This window comes from Saccharibacter floricola DSM 15669 (assembly GCF_000378165.1).
In the GTDB taxonomy this organism is placed as follows: domain Bacteria; phylum Pseudomonadota; class Alphaproteobacteria; order Acetobacterales; family Acetobacteraceae; genus Saccharibacter; species Saccharibacter floricola.
On sequence record NZ_KB899334.1, the window covers coordinates 1 to 15692 of the forward strand.

At 53.8% G+C, this 15692-nt stretch carries 25 protein-coding genes; 6 read left to right on the forward strand and 19 right to left on the reverse strand.

Features of this window, described 5'->3' with window-relative positions:
- The 5 genes from F457_RS11910 to F457_RS0101780 form a co-directional block, all read right to left on the reverse strand.
- On the reverse strand, positions 1-532 hold a 532-nt coding region (locus F457_RS11910), incomplete at its 3' end, for a DUF2612 domain-containing protein (RefSeq protein WP_018979410.1).
- Positions 532-1758, reverse strand: a complete 1227-nt coding sequence (locus tag F457_RS0101765) for a baseplate J/gp47 family protein (protein WP_018979411.1) — start codon at positions 1756-1758, stop codon at positions 532-534. The genes F457_RS11910 and F457_RS0101765, both read right to left, overlap by 1 nt.
- Entirely contained in the window at positions 1745-2098 is a 354-nt protein-coding gene (locus F457_RS0101770) for a hypothetical protein (RefSeq protein ID WP_018979412.1), read from the reverse strand. The genes F457_RS0101765 and F457_RS0101770 overlap by 14 nt, the downstream gene beginning before the upstream one ends.
- Positions 2095-2403, reverse strand: a complete 309-nt coding sequence (locus F457_RS0101775) for a hypothetical protein (protein WP_018979413.1) — start codon at positions 2401-2403, stop codon at positions 2095-2097. Before F457_RS0101775 ends, F457_RS0101770 begins: the two co-directional genes overlap by 4 nt.
- Before the next feature lie 230 nt (positions 2404-2633).
- Entirely contained in the window at positions 2634-3275 is a 642-nt protein-coding gene (locus F457_RS0101780) for a hypothetical protein (protein WP_156809319.1), read from the reverse strand.
- Positions 3276-3367: 92 nt separating this feature from the next.
- On the opposite strand from F457_RS0101780, the gene F457_RS11915 reads away from it, so the two are divergent.
- A complete protein-coding gene (locus F457_RS11915; protein ID WP_018979415.1) occupies positions 3368-3799 on the forward strand; it encodes a 5-fold beta-flower protein in 432 nt (143 codons plus the stop codon).
- A 137-nt stretch (positions 3800-3936) separates the two neighbouring features.
- Here F457_RS11915 and F457_RS0101790 read toward each other — a convergent pair whose 3' ends face one another.
- Genes F457_RS0101790 through F457_RS14060 form a run of 3 tightly spaced genes read right to left on the reverse strand, consistent with a single transcriptional unit; the run spans position 3937 to position 5166 of the window.
- A complete protein-coding gene (locus tag F457_RS0101790; RefSeq protein WP_018979416.1) occupies positions 3937-4188 on the reverse strand; it encodes a hypothetical protein in 252 nt (83 codons plus the stop codon).
- Complete coding sequence (locus F457_RS0101795) at positions 4181-4960, reverse strand: phage antirepressor KilAC domain-containing protein (protein WP_018979417.1); 780 nt, start codon at positions 4958-4960, stop codon at positions 4181-4183. Before F457_RS0101795 ends, F457_RS0101790 begins: the two co-directional genes overlap by 8 nt.
- A complete protein-coding gene (locus tag F457_RS14060; protein ID WP_018979418.1) occupies positions 4957-5166 on the reverse strand; it encodes a hypothetical protein in 210 nt (69 codons plus the stop codon). Before F457_RS14060 ends, F457_RS0101795 begins: the two co-directional genes overlap by 4 nt.
- Before the next feature lie 123 nt (positions 5167-5289).
- On the opposite strand from F457_RS14060, the gene F457_RS11925 reads away from it, so the two are divergent.
- Positions 5290-5574, forward strand: a complete 285-nt coding sequence (locus tag F457_RS11925) for an Arc family DNA-binding protein (protein WP_018979419.1) — start codon at positions 5290-5292, stop codon at positions 5572-5574.
- The gene (locus F457_RS0101810; protein WP_018979420.1) at positions 5571-6113 is read left to right on the forward strand and encodes a hypothetical protein; all 543 of its coding nucleotides are present in this window, start codon (positions 5571-5573) and stop codon (positions 6111-6113) included. The genes F457_RS11925 and F457_RS0101810 overlap by 4 nt, the downstream gene beginning before the upstream one ends.
- On the opposite strand, the gene F457_RS11930 is transcribed toward F457_RS0101810, so the two are convergent.
- The 5 genes from F457_RS11930 to F457_RS14065 all read right to left on the reverse strand — a co-directional run bounded on the left by F457_RS11930 (position 6103) and on the right by F457_RS14065 (position 10829).
- On the reverse strand, positions 6103-6624 hold the full coding sequence (locus tag F457_RS11930; RefSeq protein WP_018979421.1) for a phage baseplate assembly protein: 522 nt from the start codon (positions 6622-6624) through the stop codon (positions 6103-6105). The genes F457_RS0101810 and F457_RS11930 overlap by 11 nt on opposite strands.
- A 73-nt stretch (positions 6625-6697) precedes the next feature.
- Positions 6698-7732 (reverse strand): hypothetical protein, encoded by a 1035-nt coding sequence (locus F457_RS0101820; RefSeq protein ID WP_018979422.1) that lies wholly within the window; start codon positions 7730-7732, stop codon positions 6698-6700.
- Positions 7725-8030 carry a phage baseplate plug family protein gene (locus F457_RS0101825; protein WP_018979423.1) on the reverse strand — a complete coding sequence of 102 codons (306 nt, stop codon included), beginning with the start codon at positions 8028-8030 and terminating at the stop codon, positions 7725-7727. The genes F457_RS0101820 and F457_RS0101825 overlap by 8 nt, the downstream gene beginning before the upstream one ends.
- Complete coding sequence (locus F457_RS0101830) at positions 8027-8770, reverse strand: phage baseplate protein (protein ID WP_018979424.1); 744 nt, start codon at positions 8768-8770, stop codon at positions 8027-8029. Before F457_RS0101830 ends, F457_RS0101825 begins: the two co-directional genes overlap by 4 nt.
- Positions 8771-8780: 10 nt before the next feature.
- Entirely contained in the window at positions 8781-10829 is a 2049-nt protein-coding gene (locus tag F457_RS14065; RefSeq protein ID WP_018979425.1) for a structural protein, read from the reverse strand.
- A gap of 66 nt (positions 10830-10895) precedes the next feature.
- Between F457_RS14065 and F457_RS0101840 the strand changes: the two genes are divergently transcribed.
- Positions 10896-11150, forward strand: a complete 255-nt coding sequence (locus F457_RS0101840) for a type II toxin-antitoxin system HicA family toxin (protein ID WP_026294085.1) — start codon at positions 10896-10898, stop codon at positions 11148-11150.
- Positions 11147-11491 carry a type II toxin-antitoxin system HicB family antitoxin gene (locus F457_RS0101845; protein ID WP_018979427.1) on the forward strand — a complete coding sequence of 115 codons (345 nt, stop codon included), beginning with the start codon at positions 11147-11149 and terminating at the stop codon, positions 11489-11491. Before F457_RS0101840 ends, F457_RS0101845 begins: the two co-directional genes overlap by 4 nt.
- A gap of 112 nt (positions 11492-11603) precedes the next feature.
- On the opposite strand, the gene F457_RS11935 is transcribed toward F457_RS0101845, so the two are convergent.
- The 6 genes from F457_RS11935 to F457_RS0101875 are packed head-to-tail and all read right to left on the reverse strand — an operon-like array spanning position 11604 to position 15118.
- On the reverse strand, positions 11604-12083 hold the full coding sequence (locus F457_RS11935) for a hypothetical protein (protein ID WP_018979428.1): 480 nt from the start codon (positions 12081-12083) through the stop codon (positions 11604-11606).
- A gap of 12 nt (positions 12084-12095) precedes the next feature.
- Positions 12096-12533, reverse strand: coding sequence for a phage tail fiber protein (locus F457_RS0101855; RefSeq protein WP_018979429.1), 438 nt, complete (start codon positions 12531-12533; stop codon positions 12096-12098).
- Positions 12533-13696, reverse strand: a complete 1164-nt coding sequence (locus F457_RS0101860; protein ID WP_018979430.1) for a DUF3383 family protein — start codon at positions 13694-13696, stop codon at positions 12533-12535. Before F457_RS0101860 ends, F457_RS0101855 begins: the two co-directional genes overlap by 1 nt.
- A 39-nt stretch (positions 13697-13735) precedes the next feature.
- Positions 13736-14314, reverse strand: coding sequence for a phage neck terminator protein (locus F457_RS13205; RefSeq protein WP_156809320.1), 579 nt, complete (start codon positions 14312-14314; stop codon positions 13736-13738).
- Positions 14260-14655: a hypothetical protein gene (locus F457_RS0101870; protein ID WP_018979432.1), complete on the reverse strand. Its 396-nt coding sequence runs from the start codon at positions 14653-14655 to the stop codon at positions 14260-14262. Before F457_RS0101870 ends, F457_RS13205 begins: the two co-directional genes overlap by 55 nt.
- Positions 14645-15118: a hypothetical protein gene (locus tag F457_RS0101875; protein WP_018979433.1), complete on the reverse strand. Its 474-nt coding sequence runs from the start codon at positions 15116-15118 to the stop codon at positions 14645-14647. Before F457_RS0101875 ends, F457_RS0101870 begins: the two co-directional genes overlap by 11 nt.
- 117 nt (positions 15119-15235) lie before the next feature.
- On the opposite strand from F457_RS0101875, the gene F457_RS0101880 reads away from it, so the two are divergent.
- Positions 15236-15397, forward strand: coding sequence for a hypothetical protein (locus F457_RS0101880; RefSeq protein WP_156809321.1), 162 nt, complete (start codon positions 15236-15238; stop codon positions 15395-15397).
- The last annotated feature ends 295 nt before the right edge of the window (positions 15398-15692 follow it).

Genomic DNA, 15692 nt, shown 5'->3' on the forward strand with positions numbered 1-15692 from the left:
AGAAGATGCCGTTATTGAACGTCTGGGGCGTGTCGGCGCCTCTTTTGGCCTCCGAAAAGCCTAGATAATCGTTGGCTGGCGTGCCTTCGGAGAGGTAGATCATCCCTCGGTCGCCAAAGATCAGCATGAGAATACGGTTGATGTCGGCAATGGAGCCGCTGGAGATATTGGCCGCCGCTTTGGCCATGATGAGCCTGCGATACGCGTCATCGGCGAGAGCGAAGTTCTGCGTACTGGTGGGACCGTTATAAAAGAAGCCCTCATTGAAGGGGAGCGCCGTTCCGGTGCTGTCGTTCGCTTCGTCAAAGCCGAGATAGCGCGGTTGAGGTACTTTCTGAACGCGGCCCACACCCACGATGCGGCCCCACACATCCAGCCCCCAGCCTTTAGCGGTGTCGATGTTCCAGACGTCGTTGTAGAAGCGCTCGATAAGGGCGTGCGGATCGGCGGCTTGGTTGAAGGTGCTTATGAGCGATAGAAGGCGCGGGGAGTTGGCATATTGCGCCAAGATCGTGCTGCGGAGATCGTCCATTATACAAGCTCCACGGTGATCGTGGCTGGGGTGACGGTCGGGAGCTGATTGATGGGTAGTTTTAAGCGGGTTTGTCCGCTGGTGTTGGCCGTGCTGAGGGTCAGAGAGAGCACCTCCGCCCAATCGCCTAGCGCATCGACCACCGCCGAGAGGCGGGACGCATAGAGCGTGCCGCCCATCCGCGCGCGGTATCGGCCCGCCGTGAGCACGCCCATAATGGCAGCCTGCACCTGCGCAACCACATCAGATGGCACGCTGTCGGATTGTTCGAGCGTGACGGCGACGCTCACGGGCACGGGCTGCGGTCGGTCATAACGAAAGGTGTAGGAGGGGCGATTGCCGTCATAGACCGGGTTGGTGTCCTGCACGGTGACAAGACGCTCGCCCATCGTAGCAATACCGGGCGGCTTCTTGGTAAGGATCGCTTGGCCAATCGCGGTCTCCGTCCCGCCTTCGACGAGCACATAGAGCGCGTGTGGCTCCATCGGCGCCCCGTTGATCGTCGTCGCGTTGCCGCTGGGATTATCCATCACGTAGGCGTCCGTCACGCCATCCAGTTCCAGCAAGGCGCCCATCAAAGACGCGTTTTGGCTGCGGCTATTGGCTGCGACAGAGTTCCGCCGCCGCGTCTCAAAGTCCGTTCGGTTCTCGGCCTCACTACCCATAGAGCCAGGGGCTGGATTGGTCAGTGAGGCGATGCCGAGACCGCCTTGATAAAGCTGGAGGCTTTGAGCAGGGCACGGGATGGCCCCGGCTGTTGTGCAAGCGAGATCAAGCGTGGCGGTTTGTGCCCCTTGCGGCAAGGTAACGGCGGAGGGCGTGCTGTAGAGAAGGCCGTTAGGGTCTGACGCCACAACCGTGCCAGCCGCGATGGTCTGGCCGGGATTGTTGAGCGTGGCCTGCACCGTCACGGTTGTAGGGGTCGCGGCGCGGCGCTCCATAAAATACAGCCGCCCGATGGCTTCTTGCATCCGACCCGAGGCAGAGGCTGGGTCAATCCCGTTGAAGAGGGATAAGAGGGCCGCGAAGGCGGCGCCAAGCACGGCGGTGTCCGATAGGGCAAGTTGGCCTTGCGGGGTATTAAGAGCAGGGTTGGCTGTGCCGCCGAGAGCCATGTTGAAGTCACTGACCCGGCCTGCGAGGATGTCCTGCTCAGAGGGCGCAATAAAGCCTGTCTCGGTGAGTTGGGGCTGTGGCACGGCTGTTGTGGGGTCAGAAAGCGACATAAGCAGTGCGTCCGTTGGTTGCGGTGATGACAAGAATGCCCGTCTGGCGGCGTTCTGATGTTGGGGTGAGAAGATGGCACGTTACAGCGGCCACACCGGGCACGGCCTGCACGGCTTGTTCAACATCGGCGGCATAGAAGGGACTGGTGGACTTGCCAGCTAAAAGCGCGTCGTCATAGGACACGCCGAGGCTCTGGTCATACAGAACCTCACCGAGCCATGTTTGCTCTGCCGAGCACGCATCTTGAAGGATGCTCTGCGCGTCAGACGCCACGGCAAGGTTGCCGGTATCATCAAGCCCAATGTCCCAGCTATCCGCATCAAGGAGGAGGGAGGTCATGAAAGCAGTTCTTCTTTTTGTGCGCACGAAAACTGTAGTATCTGGCTTGGTTCAACAGGGGCTCCAGCATTCGCCAGTCGTAATCCCTTGGCTTGAAGCAATGCTTTCCCATTAATGGCACCAACACATTCAAGTTCCAGATATCCAATAGTTTCTTGGACATTGGAGAGGGAAAGGAAGATCGGGGCTCGGACATCGGCTGGAAGATGTTCAACAGAGATAAGAAGCGATGTTCCTTCCCCGGTAGGTTCCATCCATAGATGAGAAACATGGGTATAGAGGCTAGGTCGTTCTGTTTGGGTCATGGGATGTTCCAGACATAAAAAAGCCGCCCATAAAGAGCGGCATAATGGCGGTTTTGTGCGGCTGTTTACTCTTAATGAGGGGTACGCTCTGTTCCCTGTGAAAGGAACTAATAATGAGCGATAAGAAAAATGCGCCGCCTAGCCAATGCGGCCCATCTCAACACGATATTATGAAGATGGCCGCAACAGACCCTCGGCATGTTGATGGAAGAATGGGGATGGATTCCGCCCTACCAAATACGAGAGGCCCATCTGTAGGAAACGGGAGCCCACTTCCACAGAAGGGTAGCCAAGGTAGCCGCAATGGGAGTGGCAAAAAGTAGCCTCCATGCTGCTATAAGATAGCGCCTATCTTTGGAAGCTGTTTTAAAGTTTTCAAGGGACGCACCATCTATGTAGAGCGTCATACGCCTTACCCCTTCTTCTCTCGTTTGAGCGGCAGGCGGTGAGGCCATGATGCTTTCTATCGTATCAGGGCCAATATTGATTGTTTTTGTTTGTCTGGGCCTTAGCCCTAAAATGCACGTTCCAATGACAGCAGCAAAGCCAATAGACATACCGCCGCATATCGTAGCATAGCTCTGTTTTGTAAAAGCTCCGGCAAGACTTGCAGAGCATAAGGTTGTGGAGAGGGATAGAACACTAAATAAACGGTTCTTGATACGCTCATGAACTTTTGCTGCTTCTTGGTAGCTGTTTGTTACGCGCGTGAGCTTTTCTTGTAATTTCCACTCTTGAAATTCTTTATCAGATTTCTTCTTTTTAGCGTTCCAGAACATAAGAGAACCTTTACTGTGAGATGCTTTACGATACAGCCCATAAAAAAAAGCCGCCCTGGTGTGGAGCGGCATAGATACGTTAATAGGTGGCATATTGCCGCGATGTTAAAAAACAATAATCTTACGAGATATTGCTTTTAGGGAGAAAAAGGAGAAGCATAACAATAAGAAAAAGGAGATTTATTATGTTATCTTACCGTTCTATTATTGGTGCTTCTCTACTGACATTACCGCTTCTATTGGCTCCCGCAGCTTATGCTGGGGATGTTAGAGGTGGAGATGGCACTGTAGTAGGTAGGACTGAAAGCGATGGCACCGTTAGAGGCGGAGATGGCACTGTAGTAGGTAGGACTGAAAGCGATGGCACCGTTAGAGGTGGAGATGGCACTGTAGTAGGTAGGATTGAAAGCGATGGTACCGTTAGAGGTTCAGACGGCACTGTAGTAGGTAATGTTGAAAGCGATGGCACCATTAGAGGTGGAGATGGCACTGTAGCAGGTAGGATTGAAAGCGATGGCACCGTTAGAGGTGGAGATGGCACTGTAGTAGGTAATGTTTCGCCGGGTGATAAGATCGGCGCTTTAGGTTTGCTCGGTTATTTCTTCACAAAACATTAAGTAAGTGGCTCGTGTTTTCTTTGCTTGGTTGCACGGTATTAGGGTTGTGCTCTTTGAGCGAAAAGCCGCCCCGGTGTGGAGCGGCTTATTGGAGGTTAATCTTTCCCGCCTTTGATGAGGCGGAGTAGGGAAGCTTTTTACGCGATACCTTCTTGAACAGAGCTAGAGTGCATGGGGGATAAAGAATACTTCTCTATCTCGTCATGCACATATTCCAACCTCTTTGCGAGCCATGCAATTGTAATAGCTCTTACGGGCTCATCGCCTTGAGAAAGAGAGTCTAGGGTCGCTTGAATGCCGTAAAGCTCATTCAGTTGTTCTTCGATGGAAGTTTTATGCTCTCCTAAGGGAGCGGAAAAACTCCCATGCTTCTTTGTGGTGTTAAGCATGGGCCATCTCCTTTACAGGGGTGAACGCGCCTAGTGTGGTTGCAATCTTAGTGAGGCCCTTTTGGGTGAGCACTGGTTGCCCGTAGGTTTCCCGGCCTGTGGTTTTGTGAAAGATCGTCACCTGCTTTACGTCCATATAGCCCTCTTTGATCGGCTTGGCGTAGGCGTGCTTGCGGCCTGTAGAGGTTTGCACGTAGAGCCACTTAATCGGGTCTTGCACGAGCTTCTGAATGAAACGCTTCTCCGGCCATCCGCACAGCTTGGCACTGTCGCGTAGGGTGAAGGTGCCTTCTGTGTTGGCGAGTTCGTCAAAAGCGAGGGCTTTAGGGTTTGCAACCTCAAGTTGTGCGTCGCGCTCTTTGATCGTGCGGTCAGCTAACTGCAAAGCACGAGCCATGAGAGTTTCTGGTGTGTCCTTCTGAGAGGCCACCATATAGCCGCCATGCTTGCGGATGGAGGGGATCACCTCAGAGGTAAGCCACTTCTTGAAACGCTTGGCTTCTGCCTTGCGGCTTGTCAGAACCAGAGACCACAAGCCGGACTCATTGATAGTTGTTACGTTGCGTCGTTGTGTAACGCCGTTTGAGCTGGTGTAACTAATGTTTACGTCAGCTTTTTCATCAGCGTCTAGGCGTTCCCCGGCTTTGCGGCTGTTACTGTGCTCCAGCACATCACACACATCAGACAGAACCCACCAAGGCTCATTGCTTTGTGTGACAACGCGCACATCTTTTCCTTCAAATGTGAAGGGAATTAGGTTATCGTTCGTCATTGATTGGTCTCCTTGACTGATTGTTTAGGGGCATCAGAGACGCTTTGGTCGGTGGGCTCTGGTGCCTTTTTGATTGCATTGAGTAGAAGTTCATTGATCTCAGCGGTAATGCTCCGAAAATTTTTAGAAGCAGATCGCTTTACCACTTCGTAAACATCAGGACGGAGCCTTAATGTCATGCGGCGACATTCATCGATAAACGTCATTTAATACCCTCTCAACGACACTGATGTCGTGTCATATATGTTGCATGGCACTATTTTGGTGTCAACTATTAATGACACTATTTTCGTGTTATCTGGCTGTATGTCATCTTGTAAGGACAAAAAATGGCAGAAGACCGCTACACTAGAATAACGCTACGGATTCCTAAGGAAGTGCATAAAGCGCTTTTGGAAGCGGCAAAATTGCAATCTCACTCAATGAATGCGGAGATAGTTCAAAGGCTTGAAGAGTCCATAAGATCATCGAAAGATGGAACAGGACAAGGAAGCGCGCCGACACTTGAGGATTATATAGAAAATAGTAAGGAGTTAAAGAAAAATTTATACGACATAATTGAAATGTTAGATAACGCTAAAAAACGGAAGATAGCTGAAATAGAGGAACCATGAAGAAAGCACTGTTAGCCGCTATGGCGCTTGGCTTGGTAGGAGTAGGGCAGGCGCAGGCAGTGCCTAACATCAGCCAGATGAGCGACGCAGAATTTACGCAGTTTCTGAAGAAGCAAACTACAGAAGAATATAATAATTTGCCCGATGATGTAAAACCCATAGAGGCAGAGAGAATAAACTCTAAACAAGAATGGATTGATGAAGATAATAGAAAAGAGGATATAGCCATGTGTGCTCGGGGGCATTGCTCTTCTCAGCCCCTTCTGACTAAGGAACAGTATCAGAATGCCCAAGCAACGATCGCGTCGCGTGATGAGCTTCATCTTAGGCAGATGGGACTGACCCCCGAGACGGCCCATAATGCGACATGGGCGATGGTGCATAAGCCACAGTCACAATGCGCTGTGTTCGCGATGCAGCTCGTCGGGGACTATAATATTGGGCGAACCGCGCCTGATATGGCTGACCCCCGAAGTGATGACGATAGCGTTATTCGTCTTGAGGAAAGCCATATCTGTGACCGAGCGACTATTCAGTAGGTTTCCCGCTTGTTCCCCCTCCCGGTTGTACGCCGCTATGTGTGTGGTTCATCAATGAAATACCGCCTGCGGTTACATCTCCCGTGGTGGTGAAGTTGCAGTTCGCTGTAATGGAAGCGGCTTCGATCTCGACTTTTCCGGGGGTCACGATCCTGATCCCTTCGTCCGTAAACTGCACATATTGAGAGGGGGCGTCATTGAGGAAGCCCCCGACATAGACGCAATCTTTTAGCGCAAAGACGCGCGACGATGCGGGCAGGGAAGGCGCTCTATTCAAGACAGCATGGCTATGGTCGCGCCCTGACACGACGATAAAGCCAATATCGCCCGGTTTGGGGTCGATAATCAGGGCTGATGTGCCACCTTGGATACGAAGATAGGGCACGTCATGCACGATCTCACGCGGATGCGTGCGACCTAGCCCGTCTTGCTGTTGCACCAGCGGCAGGACATCAACCTTGCCGGTTAAAGAAACACCGTCTTGATGCACGGCTTCCACGCGAACCAGCATAGGCGAGCCTAATTTAGCTAAGGCATTCCTCAGAGCTGAACGGGTGCTACGTGATCGGAGGTAGGGGATTTTATTAATGGGGGAGGACATAGCCGGTCATATCCGTTCGTTGGCATTCAGCAGTGGTAAACCACGGCCCGTTAGGCACTTCTGCTGATAAATCGTGAGAGACATAGATGGGCAACCAGAGCCCATCATAAGGTTTAGAGGGGATGCGTAGGGTTTGGCCTTGCTGGTTCTTCCCGGTCGTGCCGACCTCTTGCCAGCCTGCGGGCATTTGTTGGCTGCTCACCTGTAGGGGGACATAAAAGGCGATATCTTGCCGGAAGAGGCAGGAGAAGGTCAGGCCCGTGGCGCTATAGTTGGGATAGCCGACCATACCGCTTTGGGAGGAAATAAGTGGCGCGGAAGGCTGGGGTTTCCCTTGTGTGCCGTTATAATTAGGCCCCCATATATGGAGCGTTCCAGAAACAGAGACTCTTTCATGATCTTCCGTGCGGACAATGGGGACAAAATCATACGTTCCGCCTGTTGCTTCAAGCGTGCCTTCAATTTGGTCTAGTTTAGTCCCTTCGACGTAATGATTATAAAGGGTTCCATACGTGTCCCAGCCGCCATGATCGACTAAGGTGATACCTGCCCCTGTGCAAATATCCTGAAAAATGGACGAAACCGTACGCGGCCCGCGATAGCTGAGGGCGGGTGGGATTACTTTGGCCAGAGCGACTACGGTAAGAGCCTTGACGGTGAAGGTGCTGGAGCCGCCATTAAAGGAGGCGTAGCTTTCCCACACCATGCCGTGAAAGGCGATGGGAAGGGCCGTGCCGTAGGTGCCTGCACGAACGGTCACGGTGCTGCTGGATTGGTTGCGTAAGGTGGGGTTGATGACGTTGGGGGTGTTTTTGAGATAAGACAGGCGGGCGATTTTGTCGGGGCTCATGCCTTCAATCGTCAAGGCGAGTTCCGACCCAATGCTCATCCCCGCATGAGAGATGGTGGCGCGGATGCGGTGGTTTTCTGCCAGTGTCAGGCTGTCGTGAGAGCCGTCCTGATTAACAACGTCGAACGTGACGATAAGTTGCTTGCGGGTGAAGGAACCATCAGACATTGGGGCTCTCCGTGAATGTGAGCAGAAAGCGGCTCCCGAGGCCGTCAAAGGTGGGGTCTTGCGTGCCTTGCTGATCGACGAACATCAGCGTTCCGGGGAAAGGTGAGGCAGGGTTTCGGATCATCTCCACGCGGTCTAAGCAGAGGCAGCCGGAAAGCATCCGTTGCTCATTCATCCAGAGGTCGAGATAGAGGCCGGTTGAGAGCTGACGTATCCAGATGCGGCAGGGTTGCCCCGCGAGAGCGCAGTTTTTCTCCTGCGAGGCGAGAGGGTCGAGTGGGATAGAAAAAGATGTCATGTGCTTACTCCGCCAGAAGTGTTGGGCATGGGTTGAGGCACGACGGTGCCGGTATTTTGCTTAGGAGCGCCTTGGGGGTATTTTGTTTTGACCCAGCCGCTTGTTTTAGCGCTGCGGACTTCTTGAAGGGTGATGTCGATCACCAGCATGTCTGACGTGCCGTCTGAAGCGCGTTTTATGCGGTAGCTGATGATGTTGGCGTTGCTATACATTTTCTCTGGCGTAGAGACGTAGTAGAGGCCGGTATCGTCCACGATGCTGTCGAGTTCTTTAATGAAGGCTTTCTTCACGGAATCTATGCCGTCCCCCATCAAGCCACGCACAAAGCCGGGGAGCATGTTCTCCCACATATTGCCGCTCTCGGAGCCGTCGCAGATGAGGCGTAGGGTCACTTGATAGGGGTTCTTGATCTTGTTGTAAGAAAGGAACGCTCCGTCTTCTTGCGGGGCGGTGCTCAGGGTGCTGCTTTTGCTCATCTCAAGCGTTTCAACATGAGACGCGCCGAGGATTTTCTTGGTAACGTAAGAGCGGGTGGGCTTATGAACGACGCCATCCTTGATCTCTGTTGCATTATAAACGGGAATAGCGTGGTCTTTCCCGTCGTCACCTTTCTCCGTTACCGTTTCTTCTTCGCGCTTAAAGATGCCCCAATGTTTGGCGGCGCGGGCAATAGCCCAGCCCTCTAGCGCTTGCCCTGCAACGGCGGATGCTGTGCCTTCTAGTCCTGATAAGATTTTCATAGATGCGTCCTTACATCGTAGCGCTAAAGTCCGTGTCTGTGAGTGCTTGTGAGATGTGCGATGAGACCGCTTGGCCTATGTCATCGGGGGAGCCATTGCCGCCGTGCACGGTGACGTTGACCACCGGCGCATTCGTTGTGGTGTGGTGCGTTGTGTTGTGTGTGGTGGTCGAGGCAGCTGTGGCGGCTCGTGTGGCGTTTGTGAGGCGTGACACCATCTGTTCATGCTTGTTCTGCCGCTCTTCCTCCGCTTTGGTGAAGGAGCTGAGGAAAGAGGGCGGCAGGGTCAGCGGGCTGCGTTCGGGGGCATGGTCGTTGCGCCGCTGCTGGGCTGAGGACGATGTGCGAGAGGTGGCTCTGTTGTTGGGTGTTTGAGCTGCGATCCGGTCAACAAGAGCCCCATAGCGGTCATGCCCATTCTCCACGCCGATAATCGCGTGCATTAAGGTCGCCATCACGCGGGGGGACAAGGTGCCGAGATGTTGATCTTTCTTCACCCCAAGCCGCTGGGAGGCCGTTTGGATGTAGCTGTCTGTCTGGTTCTGGTCTGACCGTGGCGCGTATTTGTTGATGATCGCCTCAACTGTGTCGAGATGGTCGCGCGTATTGTAAAGCGTGAGCTGCCTTTTAAGAGCGGAAAGCCCTTCTTCTGGTGTGTTGAACACCGCAAAGCCTTGCTTAGGATGAGCGGGGTCTTCTGGGCGTGCGCCGTCTTGGCGAGCAAAGCGGAGATTACCGGGGTTGTTGTTACGTTCCCCACGCGCCATCCCTGCGGCGGCCTTAGCGGGCGGGGTGTTGTTTTGTGTCGGTGAGGGAGGCGCAGGCGATGAAGGAGTGGAATGGCCAAGGAGAGCATCCTTGCTTGTGCCAAGAATATCGGCCCATTCCTCTATTGCCACGCTAGCCGTGCTTAAAAGGCCGCCATCACCTTTAATGAGCTCGTGCCGCCGGTCTACATCGCGTTGGAGGAGGTCGTTGAGTGTCTTGTTAAGGCCCCATGTCTTCTTTGCGTATTCTTCACCTTCTGCAATGGAGTTGGTGATCTTGTGACTAATCCCGGACTGAAAGAACGTGTCTGTACTCCAAGCAGCGGCTCCTGCCACGCCCAGCCTCCCAGCGGCTTTTGCTGCACCAGCGCCGCCGCCTTTGACACTGACGCCGGCAATGGTCTTGAGCGATGATAAAAAGCCGCGTGCAGTGAGAAGGGCAGAGATAACGGCCAGAGCCTCAGCAACGTCTTTGATGCCGCCCGCGATCTCGTCTGGGTGGGCTTTCTCAATGGCGATGAGAGACTGAATGAAGTTGTGAATAGACGGGTCTATGTCGCTATAGACCTGCTGCATGACTTTATCGGTGTTTGCCTGAAGCTCTGTCCAGTCTCTGTAAATCTGTTGTGATTGTTCAAATTGTGCCCGGGTTGGCCCCATATTCTCGAATGTCTTCTTAATAGCGTCATAATCGTTGCGTGTTAGAAGATTATTGAGCGAGGCAGGGCCGCCTAGCCTTTGTATGGTATCGTCTTTTACGGCGCGGCTTTGCGACTGATACACTTTGGAACGGGCGATTTGGTCGAGGGCATCATCGCGCACATGACCGTCGCTTTTAAGGAGATCAACGCCGAGCATCTGTGAAAGATTGTTGACCTCAGCGCGCGTTTTGCCGTCGGCATACTTGTTTTGTAGAGTGACGAAGAAGCTGTCCACGTCTCCCGGGTTCACATGAACGGACTTTGCCGCATAATGAAGCTGAGTGAGCTTCTGTGGGGCGATGTCGAGCTGGTTTGAGAGGTTGCCGAGGGCGGTGTTGGCTTCTGTGATGTCTTTGGTAAAGCCCATGAGGGACTTGCCGCCGGTAAAGAGGGCAAGCGCCCCGACGGCTTCACGGCGGAAAGCTGCGAAGGCATCGGCCCCGTCTTTGCCGGTCTTCTTGAGGCTTTCCCCTGTGTTTTGAGTGCCTTCCTTCAGCTTCTCAAGCCCCTCTTGGGATTGTTTGGTGCCTTTGGCGAGGGCGGAGCCGTCAAGCCCGAGGGTGATAACGAAGGAGTCAGTAACCATTGCCATAGTGAGGGCCTCATAGAGAATATTTTTTTGCTTGCATCTTCTGGGGTGTTTTGCTTCTATGCTTGCATGAAGCGCAAGCATAAGGCCCTGTTGAACGCCATTTTCACAAACCCGGTGAGTGCTACATTGGCATGGGCAGACATTGAGGCCTTGCTTATCAGCCTTGGATGCCGCGTCATGGAAGGTAGTGGGTCACGCGTGAAGTTTATTTTAGGTCAACAGGTTTTGGCCGTGCACAGGCCGCATCCAAGCAAAGAGGCGAAGCCTTACCAAGTGCGGGCTGTGCGTGAGTTTTTAAAGCAAAACGGAGCAACGCCATGAATAAGATGCGTTACAAAGGCTATTGCGCTCGTGTTGAATTTTCCGATGAAGATGATCTCTTTATCGGTCGGTTAGCCGGTATTCGCGATATTATCACGTTTGAAGGCGGGACTGTTGCTGATCTGCGTGCCGCCTTTCAGGAGGCCGTTGATGACTATCTTGAGACATGCGCAGAGATGGGGAAACCTCCGCAAAAGCCTTATAGCGGGCGTGTCATGTTTCGGCTGTCTCCAGAGGTTCATGCTCAGGTCTCCCTTGCTGCTGAACTGGGGGGAACAAGCCTGAACCAATGGGCGGAAAAAGTATTGGGTGAAGCAGCTCAACACTCACTGTCGCATTAGGCGTTATTAAGCTTCTCCACAGCGGCCACTTCCCAAAGCAGCCACATATCTTCCGTGTCATAGACGGTTTTAAGGTCATGCAAGGTGGCGAGGCCGCTGCCCAGAACGGCGGCTAGGGGCGCGGAGACGTTGACGCAGCGGGCGGCTCGTTGGGGGTTAGCTTCTCCCTCAGGGCCGCGACGAACGGATAAATCTGGGAAGTCGCGGCCTTCAAAAAACCCACATTAAGCTTGAACGCCTCTGTGCGCAGGTCGGGCAGGGTTTGAGGGTCGGTAATATCCATCTCCGTGAGCGGAGCGGGCTTAACGCCGTCATTGCTGGGGTCGCGATCAATGGTGACGCAGTCTTGCAGCCCTTGGAAGGCGTAATCGCATTCTTCGTTGGTCATGTTGCCGAAGACGGCCATTGACTGCCCGGCTAGTCCTGCAATGCCGACCTCCAGCGCTTCGCGCGGAGTGCGGCTGCCTGAACGAGCCAGAGAGCGCACGACATTGCGCCCCCAGCGGTCGCCTGTAAAAGCGGACATGCGCGTGATGATAAAGCGCTTGCCTTTATCGTCTCCCGTGCTGGGAGACCATTCGATGCTCTTCATGATGAGTTTCCCTTAGACGCCTGCTGGCAGAATGCTTTCCCAGCGGATATGCACCGTGACATCGTCCAGCATTTCGCTGGCATTGGGCACGGCGTTATATTCCATTAAGACACCGTTAATGAGCGTATATTTCCGCCCCAGCCCTTTAAGGGTGATCTCCCCATTGAGGACATAGACTGTCTGCCCTTGACGGGCGGCGGTCGCGATGGTGTCGAACAGTTTGTAGGTGTTGGAATTGGGCGAGAAGTGCAGCGTCATGTCGAGAGCTGAGGGCACAAAGCCTTTGTTGAGCTTCCCGTCCATTGACATGCGCGTATCGGCGAGCTTGAGAGATTGGCTTTCCCATCCCTTCGCTGCTGCCCAGTTCTCAAGGGTGATGGGCGCATTGAACAGGGTTTGAACGGTCAGCGTAAAGACGGCATCGGCGGAGGTAAGAAGACCTGTGGCCATTATTGCACCTCAAGGCTGGCTAGGTTGATGGATTGGACAGATTGGCCGTCGGTGTACCAGAAGCGGCAAGGCGGGCTGCCCCGTGCGATCCGAACGCTGGCCGGGGTTGAGGACGCGTTGGGTTGGAAATACCAGCCACGGCTTTCAACCGTGCCGCTAATAGAGGTTCCTGCTGCGCCGTCGATCTGCTGCTTTTGGAGGTCGGTCAGAGCAACACCAGGGCGGATGGCCCCAAAGCTAACGGCTTGGTTGATGGTGTTCTGCACCGCCGCGCTGATAAGGCCGTCACCCTGCGTATTGTAAGGAATCTGCCCTACATTAAGCAGGAGATTGATGAGGTCAGACTGGAACGAGGCATTGAGCCAGACTTGGTTGATATAGCTATCAGCCCAGAGGAACTGTCCCGACACCGCGCCATTGCTGACCCATTGCCAGTCGCCAAGGCCGTTCGCGTTGGCGCCATAGAAGGAGTAACCGTTGGCAATGAGGGCATCAGATGTGTCCCCGTCAATCGCGGCGGGCGTGATGGCCCCATTGCGGCGGAAGCACAGATTTGTGCGGCCATTGGTCGCACTGAAGTCCAGAGACGCCATCCAGCCGAGGCAGAGCGCGGAGACCAGCGGGTCTTTGTAAATCGCCGTTGTGCCCTCTGGTGACTGTTTTTTCAGCCACGCGCCAAAGCTTGCGCCGCTTTGTGGGTCAAGGGCCTGCTCGTCGGTATCCCAAGGGACATACCAGTAGCGATCAGACTGAGCACTTGTCCATGTGGCGAAGGCTTGCTTCTGTTCAAGGGTTGGCTCCCAGCTTGTGGTAAAGCCGGTGAAGCTTTGTGTTGCGGATGTCACCACCTTCATAAGAGACGCGGGGTCTGCGTCTGAGGCAGGGTCAACGCTGTAGAAATAGAGCGTGCTGGGCGTTTGTGTGGTGCCACGGAATCCTGAGAAATACACACTCGCCATTTGTGCTTCGATGCTTGCAGGCGTGAAGTCTGTGGCAACGGCGGCGCTTGAGCCATAGGCCCGGATTTTCCCAGCAGGCAAGGCTTGCGTGTTGTTCGTCAGGATCAGGCCGTTGATAAACGACACCCCGCCTGCTGAAGTAATCGCTGACGGGGTGACTTTAACGGTTTTGGAGATGGGGATAGCCCCCATAAGAGTGCTCATAGGGTGAGTTCCTGTATGGGTAAGGGGGAAGAATGAAGATTAGCGATCCACCTCATCGGTTAGCCGATCTGCTCCCACAATACGGGTGGAGGGCATAGAGAGCTGTATGGCGCTCTCAACGGATCGGGTGATGCGGCTGTTAATGTGAAGGGCGAGGTCAAGTGACCATGTGTCCTCATATTGCTTTTCAGCCGTTGTGAAGGGATGTTGCCGGGGCTCTGAGCCATAAAGCGGGGCGGCTTCAGGCAGAACGTCACGGAAAAAGGCGACCGCATCATGGTCGCGCCAAGCGGTATTGAGCTGCACAGCGCCATCACCTGCCCCAGTGCCGTAGAGCGTGACTTGGATGGTCATCACCAGCGACTGAATGATGGTGACGCTCTGGTCATGATACTCGCGGCTATTGGTAGCGACGCGCTTTCGAGAAATGATCTGCATAAGTGCGAAGGGCGGGATCGGCGGTGTTGCGCGGTTTTGCTGGGCTTGAAGCACGACCCAACCTGACGGAAGCACCGTCTCGAGCCAGTCTCCAAGCGCCTTCATAATCTGCGGTTCAGTTGGGGTTAGTTGGATGTTTGTGGCTGTGCGATTTGCCGCGTAACAATCACCTTGCGCCATTCGTCGTCTCCCCATTCTTCGAGAATTTGGGTTATGAGCCATTCAGAGCCCTCAAAGACCAGCACGTCACCGCCGGTTTGAAGTGGGCGGTTAAGGGCCTGTGCCGAGCCGCGAAGATAGACAGCGCGGGCTTCTGACTGTTGTTGGAGGGTGTCCAGCAGTTGAAGGTCAGACGTTGAGAGGGCCTGAACCTCCATCTGGACAGGAATGTCCTCATAGCCGTCACTGACGCTATAATCATCCTGCCGCACCGGCCCGCTGGAGCGTCTGAGCACGCCCTCTGTCAGAGGGTTAACCGCCGTCGTTAAGCCAAGCGCCATATCGTAGAGGTCAAGAACCATCGTCATCCTCCACCTGATAGGACACAGAGTTAAGCATATGTCCTGTGCGGATGAGGGGTTTTTGGAGGTCTGTATCCTTCTCAAAAGCGCCCGTTTCTTCCCAGTCCCGCAGGCGTTCCTTGATGGTGCTGACAGCTAGTGTCGGCTCATGGACGGCTTGAATGGCTTTTTTAATATCTTCAGCAGCGGCAAGACCAACTCGTTCTAGCGCGACGTCTGGGTCATGGCCGTCTTCCTGTAGCGCTCTTTTGACGATCCTCATCCACTTTTTTTGTTTTTCATCGAATGTGGTCTTCATGAAGGGACGAGCAGGGATGTTTTGCGCAGGTGAGCCGAGTTCTTGTGTGGCGGCCACCGTGGCTACGGACGTGCCGTCTGGATAGGTGGCGTTTTCAAAGAAGCCGACCTTAACGGCTTTCTTTTTCCCAAGAGTTTCTTGGATTTTTTTAAGGTGAGCGGCCATTTTTGCGCCGCCTTTTATGGAAGAAGACATAGGTTTTTACTTGACGGTATGAGGATAGTGTCCTAAATATAGGACATGGACGCGGCAACGAAGCCCATCCAATTTTGGAGAGACCAAATGATGACCCTTGAAGAAAAAGCCCGTATCCGAAACCTGAATGCCGATACGGCTTTGAAGCTCGCTCAAATCAGAACAGAAAGACTCAAGGTTGTGACGGCAATCGTTGTTGCGGTTGCGGCTGTTATGAGTGCTCTTATTACTCTCATCAAGGCGCTTTAAGCGCCTTCCCCGAGGGAGAAAAATGATGAAAATGATCGACCGTTTTCTTGATAGTAAATACGTTCTCTACGCTGCTGTGGGCGTGGGCTTGCTTTGCGGTGCTGCGATTGGGCTTTCCTTGTGATGGTTGATGCAGACCTTTTGTGCCGCGTTGGTCAGTCTCTTTTTGGGGAGCGTTGGCAGACAGATTTGTCCGTTCTTCTTGGCGTTAATAGCCGCACGATGCGACGGTGGGCTTCGGGACAGAATGAGACCCCGCTTTGGCTTCATGAGCGCCTTGTTGCTCTTATCAATG